A 19,667-nucleotide genomic window follows, 5' to 3' on the forward strand; every position below is an offset into this window, starting at 1 on the left:
CGGCGCGCGGGCTCACTGCTGTAGCGTGATGCGACTGCTTGTTCGACTACGTGTGGAAACTGCGTGTATCGACTACGTTTGCGCGGCGTACGGATGCAGCGCACGCTCTAGCATCTGCGCAACGTGCAGCGCGCGCGCCGCCGCGCCATCGGCGATCTGATGACGGCAACTCGTGCCATCGGCGACCACGAGCGCGTCGCCGGCCTGCTGGGCCGCGCGCACGGCGGGCAACAGCGAGAGTTCGGCCATCGCCATCGACGTCGCGTAATGCTCGCGTTCGTAGCCGAAGCTGCCCGCCATGCCGCAGCACGACGACTCGACCGCATCCACCTTCAGTTGCGGAATCCACCCGAGCACGGTTTGCACCGGCGTGAACGCGCCAAATGCTTTCTGATGACAATGACCATGCACGAGCGCGCGCGCTTTCGGCAGCGCGTGCAGCGTGAGATCGAGCCGCTGCGCCGCGTGCTCGCGCACGAGAAATTCTTCGAACAGGAACGCGTGGCGCGCAAGCTTCGCGGCGGCCTCGCCGAAACCGTAAGCGGTCCACTCGTCGCGCAAGGTCAGCAGGCACGACGGTTCGAGGCCGACCACTGCCACGCCGCGTTCGACGAACGGCAGCAAGGCGTCGAGCGAGCGGCGCGCTTCGGCTTTGGCTGCATCGACGAGACCGGCAGAGAGCATCGTGCGTCCGCAGCACAGCGGACGCTCGCCCGCGCGCTGATTCAGATGCACCGTATAGCCCGCCGCTTCGAGCACGTGCTGCGCGGCGCGCGCAACAGCGGGCTCGAGATAGTTGTTGAAGGTATCGACGAAGAGCAGGACTTCGCGCGTCGACGTTGTCGAGTCAGACTTGCTTTGATCGCGTTGACCGCTTCGCTCGCGCTGCTGTGCAAGATACGGACGCCCGATCTCGGGCAGCGCGCGCGCCTCGGCCAGACCGATGCGCCGCTTGAGCCACGCCGCCACGCGCGGCAGGCGTTCGAGCGCGGCCGGGCCGCCCGGCACGCGGCTCGCGAACGGCGCATAGCGCGGCAGATAGGCCACGAGCCGGTCGCGCCAGCGCAAGCCGTGCTCGCGCTGCCACGCCGCGCGCGCCTCGATTTTCAGGCGCGCCATGTCCACGCCGGTCGGGCAATCGCGCTTGCAGCCCTTGCACGACACGCACAGATCGAGCACGTCCTTCACCGCCTGGCTCGCTAGCCCGCCGACACCCGCGCCGCCCTCCGCGCCGTCGAGTTGCCCCGAGAGCGCGAGCCGCAGCGTATTGGCGCGGCCGCGCGTGACGTGCTGCTCGTCGCGCGTGACGCGATAGCTCGGACACATCGTGCCCGCGTCGAACTTGCGGCAATGGCCGTTGTTGTTGCACATCTCCACGGCTTTCGCGAGGCCCGCGCTCGCGTCGTGGCCCGAGCCCGGCGCGCCCTCCTCGCCCGTGAGCGGATCGCGCGTGACATTCCAGGCCGACCAGTCGAGCGCCGGTTCGAGCGCGCGCTCGCGATAACCCGGCGCGAAACGGAAATGTTCGGCGGCATCCATCTTCGGCGGATTGACGATGCGGTCCGGACTCAGGCGATTGGCCGGATCGAACAGCGCCTTGATCTGCGCGAATGCCTCGTTGATGCGCGGGCCGTATTGCCACGCGACCCATTCGCCACGGCACAAACCGTCGCCATGTTCGCCCGAAAACGCGCCTTTGTACTCGCGCACCATCGCGGCGGCCTCTTCGGCAATCGCGCGCATTTTCTGCGCGCCGTCGCGGCGCATATCGAGAATCGGCCGCACATGCAGCGTGCCCACGCTCGCATGGGCATACCACGTGCCTTCCGTGCCGTGTCGATGAAACACCTCGGTCAGGCGGCTCGTGTAGTCGGCGAGATGCTCGAGCGGCACCGCGCAATCTTCGATGAAGGAGACCGGCTTGCCGTCGCCCTTCATGCTCATCATGATGTTCAGGCCCGCCTTGCGCACGTCCCAGAGCGCTTTTTGCGCGGCGACGTCGGCCATTTCGACCACGCTGCCGGGCAGGCCGAGATCGCCCATCAATTCGACCAGCTGCGCGAGCCGCGCGGTCTGCGCCTCGCGGTTGTCGCCCGCGAACTCCACGAGCAGCACCGCTTGCGGCGAGCCGACCAGCGCACGCTCGATCACGGGCTTGAACGCGGGATTGCTCAACGCGAGATCGATCATCGTGCGATCGACCAGTTCGACCGCCGCCGGCCCGAGCTTGACGATGTGCTGCGTGAGATCCATCGCGCCGTAGAAGGTCGGAAAGTTCACCACGCCCAGCATCTTGTGACGCGGCAGCGGCGACAGCCTGAGCGTCAACTGGCGGCTGAACGCGAGCGTGCCTTCGGAACCGACGAGCAGATTCGCGAAATTGGGTTCGCCGTCCGCTTCGAAGGCGAGCGGATTCTGGCAATCGAACAGATCGAGGTTGTAGCCCGCCACGCGACGCAGCACTTTCGGCACGCGCTCGCGCAAGGCGTCGCGCTCGCGTTCGGCGATGCGGCGCACGCCGTCGACGAGCGCCTGCGTGCGCGGATCGCGCGCCATCGTCGAGAGCTTGCCGAAGCGGGTTTCGTGACCGTCGGCGAGCACGGCGTCGATGGCGGCCACGTTGTGCACCATGATGCCGTATTCGATCGAGCGCGAGCCGCACGAATTGTTGCCCGCCATGCCGCCGATCGTGCATTGCGCGCCCGTCGATACATCGACCGGAAACCACAGGCCATGCGGCTTGAGCCACGCATTCAGATGATCGAGCACGATGCCCGGCTCGACCGTCACCGTGCGCGCGTCCTTGTCGAAATCGACGATGCGGTTCAGCCATTTGCTCGTGTCGATCACGAGCGCTTCGCCCACCGTCTGCCCGCACTGGCTTGTGCCGGCGCCGCGCGCCAGCAGCGCCGTGCCCGTTTCGCGCGCGATATCGAGCACGAGGCGCAGATCGTCCTGATCGCGCGGCACCGCGACGCCGATCGGCATGATCTGGTAGATCGACGCGTCGGTGGCGTAGCGCCCGCGCGAGGCGCGGTCGAACAGCACGTCGCCGCGCAGCTCCTGCGCGAGGCGCGCGGCCAACGGCGTGAGCGCGGCGCGCGCGGAAGCGGGCATCAGGCGAATCGGCTGAACGAGCGGTTTGGGCGTGGACGTGAGCATCGCGTATCGATACGTCAGGAATCCGAACGTTATTGACGAGAGAGATCAGGCGCGCGTGCGTGACGTAGCGCGTCAACGCACGCGCCGCGCTGATTACGACATCAGGCGGCGTCTGGGTGCTTCTGGCTGCGTCAAGCGGCCGCTTTCAACGCCGGCCGCGCCGCGTGCTCGGTCAGATACTCCATCGCCGCGCCCACGCCCGTGCCTGCGAGCGGCACGCCCGCGAGCCGCAGGCCCATTTCGCAGCCGGTCAGCGCGGCCATCAGCGTGAGGTCGTTGCAGTCACCCAGATGACCGATGCGGAACATGCGTCCCTTGACCTTGCCGAGCCCGGTGCCCAGCGACAGATCGAAGCGTTCGTAGATGAGCTTGCGCACCGCGTCGGCGTCCACGCCGTCGGGCATCATCACGCCCGTGAGCACCGGCGAATAGACGGCGGGATCGGCGCACTGGATCTCCAGGCCCCACGCCTGCACGGCGGCGCGGCACGCGGCCGCAAGCCGTTGATGGCGTGCGAACACGTTATCGAGCCCTTCGCCGAGAATCATGTCGAGCGCTTCGGCGAGGCCATACAGCAGATTCGTGTTCGGCGTGTACGGCCAGTAGCCCTGCTGATTCATGTCGATGATCTCGGTCCAGCCCCAGAACGCGCGCGGCAGCTTCGCCTCGCGGCTCGCCGCGACGGCCTTCTGCGAGACCGCGTTGAAGCTGATGCCCGGCGGCAGCATCAAGCCTTTCTGCGAGCCGGACACGGTCACGTCCACGCCCCATTCGTCGTGCCGGTAATCGGCGGACGCGAGGCCCGAGATCGTATCGACCATCAAGAGCGCCGGATGCGCTGCCGCATCGATCGCGCGGCGCACGGCGGCGATATCGGACGTCACGCCCGTCGAAGTCTCGTTGTGCACCACGCAGACGGCCTTGATCGTGTGGCCCGCGTCCGCGCGAAGGCGCGCCTCGATCTGGTCGGCCTGCACGCCGCGCCGCCAGCCTTCGATGCCCGGCAAGCCGAGAAATTCAGGCTTGAGGCCGAGACTTTCGGCCATCTTCTTCCACAGGGTCGCGAAGTGGCCGGTCTCGTACATCAGCACCGTGTCGCCCGGCGAGAGCGTATTGGTGAGCGCCGCTTCCCAGGCGCCCGTGCCCGAGGCCGGATAGATCACCACGGGCTGCGCGGTCTTGAAGATCTTCTTGATGCCGTCGAGCACGGAGAGCCCGAGCGCGCCGAATTCAGGCCCGCGATGGTCGATGGTCGGGTAGCTCATGGCCCGCAGGATGCGGTCCGGCACAGGGCTCGGACCGGGAATCTGCAGGAAATGGCGGCCGGCGGGATGGAAGTCGAGTTTCAGCATGAAGGCGTCCCACGTTCAGGAAAGGTCGGAAGTCACACGCACTGCGTTCGAAGCCACCCGGCAGCTGCTCTTACGCCGAAATGGCATTTTGCATGCAAAATACTCTAGTCCACCCAGCCGCAGATGCAAGGCTCAATTGGCATGAAATGCCCCAGGGGAAACCCGCCGATGCAGTGCAGCGTGGGTTCTCGGGCGATCACGCTAGAATGGGGGCACGTCGGACGATCGGGGTTTCGTATGCAAAATGCAGACATTCCGGACGCGCAACTCGCGTCCGCGCAGCCTGAGGCGCACGAACTGGCGCTGCCCAAGCTCGCGCGCCAGCGCCTGCACGACACGGTGGTCGATCATCTGCGCGAGTTCATCGTCGAGGGGCAGCTCGCGCCGGGCGTGAAGCTCAACGAACGCAAGCTCTGCGAGGTGCTCGGCATTTCGCGCACGCCGTTGCGCGAGGCGCTCAAGGTGCTCGCCGCCGAAGGGCTGATCGAGATCTCGCCGAATCGCGGTGCGACCGTCGCGCAACTGAGCGAAGCCGAGATCCGCGACATGTTCGAGCTGATGAGCGGGCTCGAATCGTTCGCGGGCGAACTCGCGTGCGCGCGCATCAGCGAAGGCGAGCTTGCGCAGATCAAGGCGCTGCACGCGGCCATGCTCGTCTGCCGCGCGCAGAACGACCTGTCCGGCTATTACGCGCGCAATCACGCGATTCACGATCTCATCAACGCGGCGGCGCGCAACGTGGCGCTGCGCCAGACCTATGTGACGCTCAACCGCCGCTTGCAGGCGCTGCGTTTCCGCTCGAATTTCCAGACTGCGAAGTGGGACAGCGCGATTCGCGATCACGAAGCGATGATCGCCGCGCTCGAAGCGCGCAACGGCGCGGCGCTCTCCGCGATCCTGCGCTCGCACCTGCTGGCCAAGCGCGACGCCGTGCTCGCCGAGCACACGCTCTCCGTGGCGGGCATGCGCGCGCCGCGATAACGGCGCTATCGGCGTTCGAACGCTTTCTCTTTGGCAAGCCGTGATCTGTGCGCATGCACAGATTGCGCTCGTGCGCATGCGCACGCAGGCACCGGCGCGTGCATCCGCCGTCTGCCTTTATACTGCTGGCCCCGGAAACAACGACAGACAAGGACGGCGGCGCCGCGCGCGCCATCGTCGACAAGGAAGACCAGATGGGACCGTATGTAGACGCCGTGCCCTCGGCGGAAGTGCTGCCCGCGCGCGCCGACGTGGTGATCGTGGGCGGCGGCGTGATCGGCGTATCGGCGGCGTGGCACCTCGTTTCGCAGGGCTTGAGCGTGGTGCTCTGCGAGAAAGGCCATATCGCCGGCGAACAGTCGAGCCGCAACTGGGGCTGGTGCCGCCAGGCGGGCCGCGACATGCGCGAGATGCCGCTCATCACCGAAAGCATGCGCCACTGGCGCGGCATGGCCGAGGCCGTCGGCGCCGACGTGGGCTACCACGAATGCGGCGTGCTCTATATCGGCGCGAACGAGGAAGACGAAGCGGGCTTCCAGCAATGGTTCGACGACGCATCGGGCTACGACACGGGCGCACGCATGGTGCGCGGCGCGGAACTCGCGAAGCTGATGCCCGGTGCGTCGCGCGCGTATCGCGCCGGCCTTTTCGTGCCGACCGACGGCCGCGCGGAACCGCAGCGCGCCGTGCCCGCAATGGCCCGCGCTGCGCAGGCGCGCGGCGCGACGCTCATCGCGCACTGCTCGGTGCGCGCGCTCGAACGCTCGGCGGGCCGCGTCTCGGGCGTGGTCACGAGCCGCGGCCGCATCGCCTGCGACGCCGTGATTCTCGCGGGCGGCGCGTGGTCGAGCCTGTTCTGCGCGAACGAAGGCGTGCGTCTGCCGCAACTGAAAGTGCTCGGCACCGTGCTGCGCACCTCGCCCGTCGAGAACGGCCCGCCGACGTGCGGCTGGCTCGGCGACATCGGTTATCGCAAGCGCGCGGACGGCGGCTACACCATCGGCTATAGCGGACATCGCTACACGCCCGTGAGTCCCGAAGGCTTCAAATATCTGCGCGAATACACGCCGCTGCTCAAGCAGAACTGGCGCACGATCCGGCCGCGTTTCGATTCGGCGGCATGGCGCGAGTTTCGCGATCGTCCGGGCTGGAACGCCGAACAGACGAGCCCGTTCGAACGCACGCGCACGATGGACCCGCAGCCTTCGCAACGCGGCGTGCAAGCCGCGATGGACAGCATGCGTCGCCTCTATCCCGCGTTCAACGACGCACGCATCGTGCAGGAATGGGCCTGTTATATGGACGTGACGCCCGACATCATTCCGTATATCGGCCCCGCGGCGAGCGTGCCGGGACTCACGGTCGCGACGGGCTTCTCGGGTCACGGATTCGGCATTGGTCCCGCAGCGGGACGCGCTGCCGCCGACGTCGCAACAGGCCGCAATGCGGGCATCGACCTCGCACCGTTCTCGCTCGATCGCTTCGCGCCGGGCATGCCGATCGTGCCGGGCGGAGAGATCTGAAGTTACCCGCGCTTCACGGTGTTCGATCGACGGCGTCGCGATATGCGGCGCCGTTTTTTTGCATGCGACAAATTGCGCCACTTCGCGCCACCTTGCGCACGCAAGCGCCTTTCAACGAAACACGCCTGAAAACAGGATCAAAACGTAATTCGGAAAATCATCCCGACCATTTTATTTCGGCATCCCTATTAATTTACCGATGTGACACGTTGTGTCACTTTCATAGCCGTTTTGCAATCGAGCCTTTCACGTTATGTGCGGCCACTATGGTGGACGCATTTAATTTATTCCTCTATACTCGATTCGTCTTAATTACAAAACGCAACATCTCTTGCGATTCTCGCTGCAACGTCGTGCAAGTTTCACGCTCGCAGCCGGCTCGCACCATCAAGGGAACCTCCGGTTCCAGCGGCACGCAAATTGCTACCGCACTCTTGCCGTTGCAGGTTCGAACGGCGCCCATGTCTGGCACGCACAACGCGCAGCCGGACTGAACATGACAACCAGACGAACGCCATAGCGTTCATTCGACGGCCGGCCGCCCATTGATCGCGCGCCGGTACAGACTGTTTCCGTCAGTTCAATCGCGGCCATGCCGGGATCACGAACTTCCTTCGCGGCGCCATTGCCTGGCGCTCCCGCGGCGTGCCTGCGCGCGCCGTTTCGTCTACAAGGAGGCGTATCTTCATGACTCGACGCACTGTCCAACTCGTGGGCAGCCTGATAGCGATAGCCGTCATAGCGTGGGCGCTAGCCCGCGGTATCGGCGCCGACACGTTCCGCAGCCATGCGGGCGATCTCGCGTATTACACGGGTCAGCACATGCTGCTCGTGGGCTATTCGATGGCGCTTGCCATCCTCGTGGGCGTGCCTGCCGGCGTGATGCTCAGCCGCCCGCGCTTTCAGCGCCAGGCCGAACGCTTCATGCAGATCTTCAACATCGGCAACACGATTCCCTCGCTCGCCGTGCTGGCGATCGCGCTGGGCATCTTCGGTATCGGCGACATCCCCGCCATCGTCGCGCTGTTTCTGGCCTCGCTGCTGCCCATCACGCGCAACACCTATGAAGGCGTGAAGAACGTGCCCGCTTCGCTGCGCGAAGCCGCGAAAGGCATCGGCATGACGGGCTGGCAATCGCTCGTGCGCGTCGAACTGCCGAACGCGGTGCCCATCATGGTGGGCGGCGTGCGCACGGCGCTCGCCATCAACGTGGGCACGGCACCGCTCGCCTATCTGATCGGCGCGGACAGCCTCGGCTCGCTGATCTTCCCCGGCATCTATCTCGACAATCAGCCCTTGCTGCTGCTGGGCGCCGCCATCACGGCGATTCTGGCGCTCGTGCTCGACGGCATTGTCGCGACCGGCAGTCGTCAATGGATGCTCCGTCACGGAGGTCTCGCATGATGTTTCGCAGTACGATACGACGCCTCGCGAGCGCCTGCGTGATCGGTACGCTGTGTTTCGCGGCCAGCACCTCGGCGTTCGCCGCCAAAATCGTGCTCGGCGCGAAGAACTTCACCGAGCAATACGTGCTGGCCGAAGTCACGGCGCAATATCTGCGCTCGCGCGGCTACGACGTCGAAGTGCGCTCGGGCCTCGGCAGCACGCTCATGCGCAGCGCGCTGGAGAACGGCCAGTTCGACATGGTGTGGGATTACACGGGCACGGCGGCGCTGGTCTACGACAAGCTCACCGACAAGCTCGGCCCCGAAGCCATGTACCAGCGCGTGAAGGCGCTCGACGAACCGCGCGGGCTCATCTGGCTCAATGCCTCCACGCTCAACGACACCTACGCGATCGGCCTGCCCAGCGAATTCGCGCAGCAGACCGGCATCAAGACGGTCTCGCAGCTCGCGGATTATCTGAAGTCGAATCCCAAGGCGAAGCGTATGGTGTTCGGCATGGACGCCGAGTTCGCGAATCGTCCCGACGGCCTGAAGCCGCTGCTCGAAACCTACGGCATGCACTTCAAGCGTTCGCAGATGAAGCAGATGGACCCGGGCCTCGTCTACACGGCGCTGCACAACAACCAGTTGAAGATCGGCCTCGTCTACACGACCGATGGCCGCGTGAAGGGCTTCGGCATCGTGCCGCTCGAAGACGACAAGCATTTCTTCCCGCCGTACAACGCCGTGCCGGTCGTGCGCAAAGAGACGCTCGAGCACAATCCGAAGCTCGCGGCGCAGCTCAACGCGCTCTCGGCGGCGCTCAACAACGACGTGATGCAGGACATGAACAAGGCCGTGGACCTCGACGGCAAGTCGCCGCGCGATGTGGCCGATGCGTTCCTGCGCGCCCACACGTTGCCTTGAAGGAGCACGCATGAACGTATTCGACTATCTCGCCTCGAGCTGGCCCGAGCTGCTCCAGCTCACGCTCCAGCACATCTGGCTCGTCGGCATTGCCGTGGGCTGCGCGATCATCGCGGGCGTGCCGCTCGGCGTGCTCGTGAGCCGTCACGAATGGCTCGCTGGTCCGCTGCTCGGCATCGCCACGATCGTGCTCACGCTGCCGTCCATCGCGCTGTTCGGCCTGATGATCCCGTTCTTTTCGCGCTTCGGTCAGGGGATCGGCGCGGTGCCCGCGATCACGGCGGTGTTCCTCTATTCGCTGCTGCCGATCATGCGCAACACCTATCTCGCGCTGCGCAACGTGGATCCCGGCATCAAGGAAGCCGGCACCGGCATCGGCATGACCTCGTGGCAACGTCTGCGCCTCGTCGACCTGCCGCTCGCGGTGCCCGTGATTCTCGCGGGCGTGCGCACCGCCGTCGTGATGAACATTGGCGTGATGACGATCGCCGCCGTGATCGGCGCGGGCGGACTCGGCACGCTGATTCTGCGCGCCATTGGCCAGAGCAGCATGATGAAGCTGCTGGTCGGCGCCGTGCTGGTCAGTATCGTGGCGATCGTCGCCGACCTGCTGTTGCAGGCCCTGCAACGCGCGCTCACACCGAAAGGAGTACAGAAGACATGATCGAACTCGACAAACTGACCAAGACTTTTGCACAGAAAAGCGGCCAGCCCGTGAAGGCCGTGGACTCCGTGAGCCTCTCGGTGCCTGAAGGCGAAATCTGCGTGTTTCTGGGGCCGTCGGGCTGCGGCAAGACCACCACGCTCAAGATGATCAACCGCCTGATCGAGCCGACCTCCGGGCGCGTGCTGATCAACGGCGAGGACACGACCGGCCTCAACGAAGTCGATCTGCGCCGCCATATCGGCTATGTGATCCAGCAGATCGGCCTGTTCCCGAACATGACGATCGAGGAAAACATCACGGTCGTGCCGCGTCTGCTCGGCTGGGACAAGAAGCGTTGCGCCGAGCGCGCGACCGAACTCATGTCGATGGTCGCGCTCGATCCGAAGCTGTATTTGAAGCGTTATCCGCGCGAATTGTCGGGTGGTCAGCAACAGCGTATCGGCGTGATTCGCGCGCTGGCCGCCGATCCGCCCGTACTGCTGATGGACGAGCCGTTCGGTGCGGTCGATCCGATCAATCGCGAGACCATCCAGAACGAGTTCTTCCAGATGCAGCGGCAACTGAAGAAGACCGTCATCATGGTGAGCCACGACATCGACGAAGCGATCAAGCTCGGCGACCGCATTGCCGTGTTCCGTCGCGGCCAGCTCGTGCAATACGATCATCCCGATACGCTGCTCGCCCGCCCGCGCGACGAATTCGTCGCACAGTTCGTCGGCCAGGACAGCACGCTCAAGCGCCTCTTGCTCGTGAAGGCCGGCGACGCCGCCACGCAGCCCGAAACGGCACGCGTGGAAACGCCGCTCACGCACGCGTTCTCGGTGATGGACGAAGCGGATACGCGCTACCTCACCGTGCTCGACGACGCGCGTCATGCGCTCGGCTATGTCACGCGCCGCGCGGCCCGTGGCGCAGACGGTGTATGCGGCGAGCGCGTGACGCCGTTCGCCGCATCGGTGTCGGCCGAAGACAATCTGCGCGTGGTGCTCTCGAAGATGTATCAGTTCAGCGCTTCGTGGATGCCGGTGCTCGACGCCGACGGCGGCTACGTCGGCGAGATCACGCAGGACTCGATCGCCGAATATCTGAGTTCGGGCCGCTCGCGCCAACAGACGGGTCAGGCGCCCGCGAAGGCGGTCGCAACGGCGTGAGGCTTTAGCGCCAGCGCTTTCTTCAGCGCGGCATCATGAAAAAGGGCTCGTTCGTGAGATACGAACGAGCCCTTTCTTTTCGCGGCACTACGAAACCATCGGTTTAACGCGGGCCGCCACCGGGACCACCACCGCCGCCAGGGCCGCCACCACCGCCAGGGCCGCCGCCGGGACCACCGGGGCCGCCACCATAGCCGCCACCCGGTCCGCCGGGACCGCCGCCAGGAGGCGGCCCCCACCAGCAACCGCCGAGCGCGGCGGTCAGGAACAGCGCGGTCAATATCGTCATCAATTTCTTCATGGGCTCTCCTGTGGCGAAGGTCGAGCAGCGCGCGAGCGCACCGCGTCGGCCAGGGACCCTGCGCGCAAGCAACGCGCATGCCCGCCACGCCAGCCTCGAACGCGATCGGCGATACGCAGTCTGCTCATTCGTCTAACCAAAGTTGGAAGCGAGCTTGCCGGCAACGTTCATTGTCTTAAGCGTGTGCTAAGCACGCAGCCCGCATAATCGGCGCTCGTCCACCGCGCCTTGCCGCGCCCGAGCCTCACGCATGAAACGCCTTTATCACCATCGCGGCCACGTGATCGACGTCAGCGTCGAAACCGTCTGCCGCGCGCCGGACGGCGGCGCCACGGCGCTCGACCATATCGCCGTGCTGCTGATTGCCGCCGACGCTTCGCCGGAGCACCCCGACACACAACCGTACGCGCGCCTGCGCATCGACCGCACCACGGGCCGCGCCTTCGAGTCCGAAGCCGATGCGCTGATGGGCGGCTACAGCGTGGGCCGCGGCATCGTCGACAAACTCGTCGACAAAATGATCGACGCGTCCTGAACGCTCAAGCAACGCCTCAAGCAACGCCTCAAGCCACGAGATAGCGCTGCACGAGGCGCACCCACGCGGCCGCGCCGAGCGGCAGCACCTGGTCGTTGAAATCGTAGCCGGGGTTGTGCACCATGCAGCCGCCGAACTCGCCCTCGCCGTTGCCGAGCAGCAGATAGCAGCCCGGCACCGCGTTGAGCATCCACGCGAAATCCTCGCTGCCGTTGAGGCCCTTCGGGGCCTGCACCACCACGTTCTCCGCGCCGACGAGTTCCGTGCAAACCTGTTGCGCCAGCAACGTTTCCTCGGGCGCATTGACCATCGGCGGCGTGAGCTGGCGATAGTCGATCTGCGCTTCCACGCCATGCGCCTGCGCCGTCAACGCGACGATCTCGCGCACGCGCTGCTCCACCAGCGCGCGCGTGTCCGGGCGCGCGGCGCGAATGTTCACGCCGAGCGTGACCGTTTCGGGAATCACGTTATGCGTCGCGCCGCCGCGAATGAAACCGACCGAGACCACGGCCGTGTCGTCGGGCGCGACGTTGCGCGCGACCACCGTCTGCAAGGCCGTGATCAGCGCCGCGGCGGCCACGACCGGATCTTTCACGCGATGCGGCATCGCGCCATGTCCGCCCACGCCCTTGAGCGTGACGTCGGCGACATCGGAAGACAGGCTCACCGGGCCCGCCAGCACGCGAAACGTGCCCGCCGCGATGCCCGGCATGTTGTGCAGCGCGTAGACGGCATCGCAGGGAAAGCGCTCGAACAGGCCGTCATCGATCATCGCCTTCGCGCCGCAGAGGTTTTCTTCGTCGGGCTGGAAAATCAGGTTCAGCGTGCCGTCGAAATCGCGCCGCTGCGCCAGCGTTTTCGCCGCCGCGAGCAGAATCGCCGTGTGGCCGTCGTGACCGCACGCGTGCATCTTGCCCGCGTGCTGGCTCGCATACGGCAGCCCCGTGTTTTCGACGATCGGCAACGCGTCCATGTCCGCGCGAATGCCGAGCCGCTTCGTGCCCGCGCCGAGCTTCAGTTGCCCGACCACGCCGCTGCGGCCAATGCCCGTATGCACGTCGTAGCCCCATTGTTCCAGCAGCATCGCCACGAGTTTCGCGGTCGCGCCGACTTCGAAACCCAGTTCGGGCTGCGAATGAATCTGCCGTCGAATCCCGATGAAGGTCTCCGCGTCGATTTCGATCTCGGGCAGCAGCGTCGGCAACAGCTGAAATGGCGTGAGGGTGGATTCGCGCTTCATGTCGATGGACTCCTCTCAGGTTCCTGGGCCTTGTCGGCGTGGATATTCGTATTCGATGCAGCGTGTTGGATCCGCCATCAAGCGACGCGGCGCTCGCGGATCCGCCACACGGCAAACAGCGTCACGCATCCGCACGCCACCATGTAAAGCGCGGGCGAAAGCGGATTGCCGGTCTTCGCGATCAGCCAGGTGACGATGAACTGCGAGCTGCCGCCGAACACCGTCACGCCCACGCTGTAGATCACCGACAGTCCGCTCGCGCGCACCGAGGCGGGCAGCATCTCCATGAGCACGAGCAGCATCGGCGTCGAGCCGAGGTTGGCGCAGGCCGTCATGACGACCGAGAGCAGCAGCACGAGCGGCACGCTGGGAAAGCGCGTCATCAGCCAGAACGCGGGTATCACCGTGACGATGTTGAAGAGAACCGAGGCCATCACGAGCGGTTTGCGGCGCGTGAGCCGGTCGGCGAGACGGCCCGACACGAGCGAGGCGATCAGCATCGTGACGCCGGTCGCGCAGCCCGAAAGCAGCGAGAGCGACGGCGGCATCTTGAGCACGCGGATCATGTACGTCGGCATGAAGAACACGACGAGGTACATGCCCACCGTGCCCGCCGTCACGGCGAGAATGCCGAGCCCGACCTTCGCGCCGTGCTCGCGCATGAGCGTGCCGAGCGGGCTGGCCGCATCGGGTTCGGCGTGGTGCGTTTCGTCGAGTTTCGAGCGGATATAGAGGCCCACGGGCGCGATCGCGAGGCCGCCGAGAAACGGCAGACGCCAGCCCCAGCTTTCGAGCGACGTCGGCGTGAGCGTCGCGTACAGCGCGGCGCCCGTGAGCGCGCCCAGCAGCGCCGAGATGCCCTGGCTGCCCAGTTGCCAGCTCACGCGAAAGCCGCGCCGGTTGACCGCGCCCGCTTCCATCAGCATCGAGGTGGACGCGCCGATCTCGCCGCCGAGCGAAAAGCCCTGCAACAGGCGGCCCGCGAGCAGCACCAGCGAGCCCCAGACGCCCGCTTGCGCATACGTGGGCGCGAACGCGATGCAGAGCGTGCCGCCGACCATCAGCGCGATGGTGAGCGTCATGGCCGCCTTGCGGCCGCGCCGGTCGGCATAGCTGCCGATCACGAGGCCGCCGAGCGGGCGCATCACGAAGCCGATGCCGAACGTCGCGACCGCCAGCAGCAGCGAACCGTAGGGGCTATCGGAGGGGAAAAACAGGTGGCCGATCAGCAGCGCGAAGAAGCTGTAGACCGTGAAGTCGTACATTTCGAGCGCGTTGCCGATCGAGCATGCGGCGATCAGGCGGACCTGGCTGGCGCGCGTTTGTGGGTGCGACTGGCGGTCGGGCGCGTCGTCGGCGCTGCTGAGCGTTACGTCATTCATGGCGAATCTCCGCGGGCTGGGTCGAACGGCGCGTTCGGGACGGTTCACGCTGTGCGCATCGCAGTCCGCGCATCAGGCGATTCGATATTCAGGCCAAGCGCCTTTTTGAAAGAAGTGAGAAATTTTCATCGTGATAACCAGATAGAATCGCTTTCATAACCGATGTGCACGGGCCATCGGGATAACTACCGAGCGTCGCGACATCGCTTTCGCGCCGCGCGCCGAAGGAATCCATCCGATGAAACTGCATCAGTTGCGCGTCCTGCTCGCGCTCGCGCAGCACGGCAGCATGCACGAGGCCTCGCGCAGCCTGCACGTCTCGCAGCCCGCGCTCTCGAAGGCCATGGCCGAACTCGAACGCGAACTCGGCGTGACGCTGATCTCGCGCTCCGTGCGCGGCGTGAGTCTCACGCAATACGGCCGCGCGCTCGTCAAACGCGCGAGCGTGGTCGAGCATGAATTGCGGCACGCGCTCGAAGACATCGAATCGATGCGCGGCCATGCCGAGGCGCAATTGAATATCGGCTTTTCCGCCGTGGCGTCGAGCGGCCCGTTGCCCGAGGCCATCGCCGCGTTCCGCGCGCGCTATCCGGGCGTGGCGATTCACGCCTATGAAATGCGCCCGCAGCAGATTCTTGAAGGCCTGCGCGAGGGCCATCTCGACATCGCGCTGATCTCCACCAACAGCGGCGCGGGGACGAGCGCCTTCCAGTGGGAACCGCTTTTTTCCGTGGGCATGCTGGTCGCCGCACGGCCCGGCCATCCGCTCGGACGCAGCACGCGCATCCGCTCGCTGGTGGACGCCGAATGGCTCACGCTCGATCCGCTCGACGATCCCGGCAGCCCGCTCGCGAGCCTGATGCGGCTGCACCGGCTGGAGATGCCGCGCAACGTCGTGCAAAGCAGTTCGAATCTGCTCGGATTGCAACTCGCGACCTGCACCGACCTCATCAGCGTCTGGTCCGATTTCGTGTTTTACGGCCGCAATGGTCCGCTCGTCCTGAATCCCGAAGCGCTCAAACCCTTGCCGATTCGCGACGAATTACCGGATTACCACGTCTATATGGTCTATCGCTCCACCGATCTGATGACACAAACCTGCCTCGAATTCAGTAAGGAAATCCGCCATCGCGGTAAGAAAATGGTGTCGCCGCGTCTTGCCGCCGCGGGCAGCGCCAGCGCGGGCGCCGCGCCGCGCGCACGCAAAACCGCGGCCACGCAAAAATAATCACGTAATTAGAACCCTGATTCGATTGCCATTTCGCGCACGATAAAACCCGAGCAAAGCCTTTTCATGTGCGGCTTTCCTTCGCGACGCACCCTTTCGCGGCTTTCAAATAGTGAACGGATTAACACTTACGAAATATTTCCGTAATTCCAGAGTAATGGGGCATGACCATAATCCGCCGCCGTTAACCACGACGACGGAGTTATCAGATGTCCGCTTCATGCCGCCGCGCCTCGCGCCGCCTTCTTCCCCTGCGCCTCGCGGTGCTGTCGAGCTTCGCCGCGCTGGCCGCGTGCGGCGGCAGCCACGACGCAGCCACGACCACGAGCGCGATTCCCGCCGCGCCCGCCGATCCCGGTTTCGTCGATAACGCGCCGATTCCCGACGTGCCCGCGTTCGTCGACAACATCGCGACCAACCAGCGAGGCGACGCGCGCTACGCCACGCTCGCGACGAATGCGGGCGTGCGCGTGGGCGCGCGCTTTCTCGACATCTGGCAACCGCTCACGCTGCTCGTCGACGCGGGCGTGAGCGCCGCCGCGAACGGCTCGTTCCCGGCCGTCGTGCAATCGACGTGGACCGGCCTGCCCAACGACGGTACGCCCGGCGGCGCGGTGCTCAACAACACCGTGCACACGGCGAACGTGCAGTACGTCGTCAACGCCACCACGCAGCGCACCCAGGCGCAGGCCGACGCGGCCTACTACGACGACCGTCGCGGCAAGGGCTACAGCGTGACCGACGGCATGGGCCCGCTCACGAGCGCGTGGCGCACGGCGGCGCAGCAGACCACGAGCATCACGTCGATTTCGGGCGACGCCACCACGGTCCTCTACAACGACTCGGGCAACAACATCGGCGTGGGCAGCACGACCAACGCCACTTTCGGCAAGGTCGTCGATCTGCTCAACACGATGGGCAACAACGCGTCGACGGAACCGGCCAAGCGCTTCTACAAGTACGCGCGGCCGTTCCGCTGGAGCACCGCCGTGGTGGTCGATCCGACGCTCGTCCCCGCGATCAGCACGACGCCTTCGACGGACGGCGGCTTCATCAGCGGTCACGAAGCCGAAGCCATGCGCGACGCGATGACGATGGCCTACGTCGTCCCCGAGCGCTTCCAGGAAATGGCGAGCCGCGGCCTCGAACTCGGCGAAAACCGTATTCTCGCGGGCATGCATTCGCCGCTCGACGTGATCGGCGGCCGCATGTTCGCGCTCGCCGCCACGGCCGCGAATCTCTACGATCCGGCCAACGCGACGCTCAAGAGCGCGGCATACACGCAGGCGCACAGCGCGCTGATGCAGGCCACGAGCACCGACGCGACGAGCTTCGCCGCCTACGCGCATTCGGGCACCACGACGACCGACCGCTTCGCCGACTACGCGACCAACAAAACGGAGTTCGCGCGCCGCATGACCTTCGGCTTTGCGCCGATCGAATCGACCGACGCGCCGCCCGTCGTGCCCAAGGGCGCCGAAGTGCTGCTGGAAACGCGCTTCCCGTATCTGAGCGCCGACCAGCGCCGCGTCGTGCTCAAGACGACGGAACTCGCCTCGGGCTATCCGGTGATGGACGACGCCGAAGGCTGGGGCCGCCTGAACATGTTCGCGGCCGGCGACGGCTACGGCCAGTTCAACGGCAACGTGATCGTGTCGATGGACGCCACCCAGGGCGGCTTCAATGCCGCCGACACGTGGCGCAACGACATCGGCGGCACGGGCAAGCTCACGTTGCAAGGCAGCGGCACGCTCACGCTCGCGGGCAACAACAGCTATAGCGGCGGCACGCAGATCAGCGGCGGCGTGCTCGCGGCCGGATCGGCGAACGCGTTCGGCAGCGGCGACGTCTACGTGGGCGCCGGCGGCGTGGCCGTGAGCGCCAGTGCGCCGGTGGCGGTGACGGGCAAGTACACGCAGCTCGCCAACACAACGCTCGAACTCGATATCGACGGCAACGGCGGCGGACGTCTGCGCGTCGGCGGCCAGCTCACGATCGCGGGCGGCGCGCTGCACGTGAAGTTCGTCAACGGCTACACGCCGAAGGCCGGCGACACGCTCGACCTGATCGACGGCGCTGGCGCGACGAAGTCCTTCACGAGCGTGACCGTCGACGGCTTCAAGGCCACGCCGGTTTATACGTCGACGGGGGTGTCGGTGAAGCTGTCGTCGTGATGTGGCGCTGATTGACACATCGATTCACGCGCGATGAAGAAAAGCCCCGGCTCGCCGGGGCTTTTTGCATGGTGTCCGGCACACTGCCGCGCGATCCATTAAGATCGCAGGAACCCTCTGCTTACCTGCCGGCCGCGTGCCGGCTTTGTGTTTTCCGAATTGCGCCGATGAATGAGCCGCTGAATCCGCCAGATCTGCCGAATCCGACCTCGCAAGAGGACGCGCCGCGCTGGACGCCGTTATGCGCCAGCAGCGACGTGGCGGAAAATCGCGCGCGCGCCGCCACGCTCGACGGCAAGCAACTCGTGGTCTGGCGCGACGGCGAAGGCGGCATCCACGTCTGGGACGACCGCTGCCCGCATCGCGGCGAGACCTTGTCGGACGGCGTGGTGGCGGGCGGCCTGATCGCCTGCGCCTCGCACGGCTGGCGCTTCGACGTGAACGGTCAGCAGATCCGGCTCATCAGCAGCACGCAGTCGGCGCGCTGCGACGCAAAGATCCACGCCACCGTGCACGACGCGTACGAACGCAACGGCTACGTCTGGGTGCGCGCGCCGCTCGCCCGCGCGGCCGTTGTCAAAGACGCCCGCGCGTCCGCCGCCAGCCATCACGAGTGCGCGTAGATCGGGCCGAGACCGACCACGTCCTGCCCGGCCGACGGCGACACCGATGCGCCCTTGTCCACGCTGCCAGCCGAGCTATTCGCCGCACCGCCATAAGCCGACGCATCCGCCCCGTTCTTTGCGCTCTCACGCGCCAGCGCAGCCTGAATATTCTGCGGATACTGCGTGTAATCGGCGGCCGGGTTGTAGCCCGACTTTTCCAGTTGCACCAGTTCCGCGCGCACCTGCGCCCGCGTGAGCGGCGCATTCGACTGCGCGAACGCAGCGGCCGGCAGGGCGACGGGAACAGCGACAACAGCGGCGACGAGCAGGGATTGGATCAGCTTCATGGTATGCACCTCCGGGTTCGGTTGATGTGAACCGCGCGTCGGGCGCGGTGTCCAGTCCGCTTCGTTGCGCCGTTTGCGGCGTTGCTGACTGGCATGGAGGTATTTGAATCCCCGCACGTATCTGGCGTGTTTGCGCAGTGCGGTACTTTTGCAAGGCCGTGTGTCCACCCGCAGCGTAGACACATAGCGATACACACCCGCACGAAAATCGCGTCGCAAACGCGCCGGCACGCTGCAGCGCGGCAAGCGCCCAAATTGCGCGAACGGAACGCGTGGCGCATGATCGTTCTCGATGCGGCCGCCGGGGCCGCCCGGAGGACGCGCCCCATGAAATGCCTACGCATCTATGCCGACGCTGAGGGCGAGTCCCATTTCGAGGACATCGACATTGCGCTCACGCCGCTCGAACTCTTTCCCGGCATCCCGCCGATCTTTCTCTCGACGTGGGAGCCCGCGAAAGCCGTGCGCTTCGGCTGGGTGCCCGCCGGGCTCAAGGAAGCCGACTGGCACACGACGCCCGTGCGCCAGTTCGTGATCTGGATGACGGGCTGGGTGGAATTCGAAACCAGCGACGGCGACACGCGTCGCTGCGACCCCGGCACGGTCGTCCTCTGCGAGGACACGACGGGCAAGGGCCATCGCTCGCGCCATCCCGACGAAGGCCAGTTCAACGTGTTCATTCCGCTGGCGTGCTGAGACGCATCGGA

17 protein-coding genes are annotated in these 19,667 nt (G+C 65.9%); 12 read left to right on the forward strand and 5 right to left on the reverse strand.

All coding sequences use genetic code 11. The features are described from left to right. Nucleotides 1-72 precede the first annotated feature (72 nt). On the reverse strand, nt 73-3,162 hold the full coding sequence (locus BMY06_RS10825) for an FAD-binding and (Fe-S)-binding domain-containing protein (RefSeq protein ID WP_074983050.1): 3,090 nt from the start codon (nt 3,160-3,162) through the stop codon (nt 73-75). 131 nt (nt 3,163-3,293) lie between these two features. Further along, nucleotides 3,294-4,514 carry a pyridoxal-phosphate-dependent aminotransferase family protein gene (locus BMY06_RS10830; protein WP_074983052.1) on the reverse strand — a complete coding sequence of 407 codons (1,221 nt, stop codon included), beginning with the start codon at nt 4,512-4,514 and terminating at the stop codon, nt 3,294-3,296. Between the two features lie 237 nt (nt 4,515-4,751). Here BMY06_RS10830 and BMY06_RS10835 point away from each other — a divergent pair, with 237 nt between their 5' ends. From BMY06_RS10835 to BMY06_RS10870, 8 genes are all read left to right on the forward strand, one after another. Next, complete coding sequence (locus BMY06_RS10835; RefSeq protein ID WP_065064161.1) at nt 4,752-5,495, forward strand: GntR family transcriptional regulator; 744 nt, start codon at nt 4,752-4,754, stop codon at nt 5,493-5,495. Between the two features lie 194 nt (nt 5,496-5,689). Beyond that, nucleotides 5,690-7,018, forward strand: a complete 1,329-nt coding sequence (locus BMY06_RS10840; RefSeq protein ID WP_065064256.1) for an NAD(P)/FAD-dependent oxidoreductase — start codon at nt 5,690-5,692, stop codon at nt 7,016-7,018. Nucleotides 7,019-7,080: 62 nt separating this feature from the next. After that, complete coding sequence (locus BMY06_RS39565; protein WP_156773876.1) at nt 7,081-7,512, forward strand: hypothetical protein; 432 nt, start codon at nt 7,081-7,083, stop codon at nt 7,510-7,512. Between the two features lie 193 nt (nt 7,513-7,705). Further along, a complete protein-coding gene (locus BMY06_RS10845; protein WP_065064159.1) occupies nt 7,706-8,422 on the forward strand; it encodes an ABC transporter permease in 717 nt (238 codons plus the stop codon). After that, nucleotides 8,419-9,330: a glycine betaine ABC transporter substrate-binding protein gene (locus BMY06_RS10850; protein ID WP_065064157.1), complete on the forward strand. Its 912-nt coding sequence runs from the start codon at nt 8,419-8,421 to the stop codon at nt 9,328-9,330. Before BMY06_RS10845 ends, BMY06_RS10850 begins: the two co-directional genes overlap by 4 nt. 10 nt (nt 9,331-9,340) lie before the next feature. Beyond that, nucleotides 9,341-9,994, forward strand: a complete 654-nt coding sequence (locus BMY06_RS10855; protein WP_065064155.1) for an ABC transporter permease — start codon at nt 9,341-9,343, stop codon at nt 9,992-9,994. After that, on the forward strand, nt 9,991-11,148 hold the full coding sequence (locus tag BMY06_RS10860; protein WP_065064153.1) for an osmoprotectant ABC transporter ATP-binding protein OsmV: 1,158 nt from the start codon (nt 9,991-9,993) through the stop codon (nt 11,146-11,148). The genes BMY06_RS10855 and BMY06_RS10860 overlap by 4 nt, the downstream gene beginning before the upstream one ends. Before the next feature lie 551 nt (nt 11,149-11,699). After that, entirely contained in the window at nt 11,700-11,984 is a 285-nt protein-coding gene (locus BMY06_RS10870; RefSeq protein ID WP_065064151.1) for a hypothetical protein, read from the forward strand. A gap of 28 nt (nt 11,985-12,012) precedes the next feature. Here BMY06_RS10870 and BMY06_RS10875 read toward each other — a convergent pair whose 3' ends face one another. Both BMY06_RS10875 and BMY06_RS10880 read right to left on the reverse strand, forming a co-directional pair. Then, on the reverse strand, nt 12,013-13,224 hold the full coding sequence (locus tag BMY06_RS10875) for a M20 aminoacylase family protein (RefSeq protein ID WP_074983054.1): 1,212 nt from the start codon (nt 13,222-13,224) through the stop codon (nt 12,013-12,015). A 77-nt stretch (nt 13,225-13,301) separates the two neighbouring features. Next, nucleotides 13,302-14,606, reverse strand: coding sequence for an MFS transporter (locus tag BMY06_RS10880; protein ID WP_074983056.1), 1,305 nt, complete (start codon nt 14,604-14,606; stop codon nt 13,302-13,304). A 238-nt stretch (nt 14,607-14,844) separates the two neighbouring features. Between BMY06_RS10880 and BMY06_RS10885 the strand changes: the two genes are divergently transcribed. From BMY06_RS10885 to BMY06_RS10895, 3 genes are all read left to right on the forward strand, one after another. Next, nucleotides 14,845-15,834 carry a LysR family transcriptional regulator gene (locus tag BMY06_RS10885; RefSeq protein WP_080180271.1) on the forward strand — a complete coding sequence of 330 codons (990 nt, stop codon included), beginning with the start codon at nt 14,845-14,847 and terminating at the stop codon, nt 15,832-15,834. 209 nt (nt 15,835-16,043) lie between these two features. Further along, complete coding sequence (locus tag BMY06_RS10890; RefSeq protein WP_074983058.1) at nt 16,044-18,008, forward strand: acid phosphatase; 1,965 nt, start codon at nt 16,044-16,046, stop codon at nt 18,006-18,008. Between the two features lie 167 nt (nt 18,009-18,175). Beyond that, a complete protein-coding gene (locus BMY06_RS10895; RefSeq protein ID WP_074983059.1) occupies nt 18,176-18,631 on the forward strand; it encodes a Rieske 2Fe-2S domain-containing protein in 456 nt (151 codons plus the stop codon). On the opposite strand, the gene BMY06_RS10900 is transcribed toward BMY06_RS10895, so the two are convergent. Next, nucleotides 18,616-18,960 (reverse strand): DUF4148 domain-containing protein, encoded by a 345-nt coding sequence (locus BMY06_RS10900; RefSeq protein WP_065064141.1) that lies wholly within the window; start codon nt 18,958-18,960, stop codon nt 18,616-18,618. The genes BMY06_RS10895 and BMY06_RS10900 overlap by 16 nt on opposite strands. A gap of 327 nt (nt 18,961-19,287) precedes the next feature. On the opposite strand from BMY06_RS10900, the gene BMY06_RS10905 reads away from it, so the two are divergent. Continuing rightward, nucleotides 19,288-19,656: a cupin domain-containing protein gene (locus BMY06_RS10905; protein ID WP_065064139.1), complete on the forward strand. Its 369-nt coding sequence runs from the start codon at nt 19,288-19,290 to the stop codon at nt 19,654-19,656. Nucleotides 19,657-19,667 lie beyond the last annotated feature (11 nt).

The organism is Paraburkholderia tropica (genome assembly GCF_900109265.1).
Lineage (GTDB): Bacteria > Pseudomonadota > Gammaproteobacteria > Burkholderiales > Burkholderiaceae > Paraburkholderia > Paraburkholderia tropica.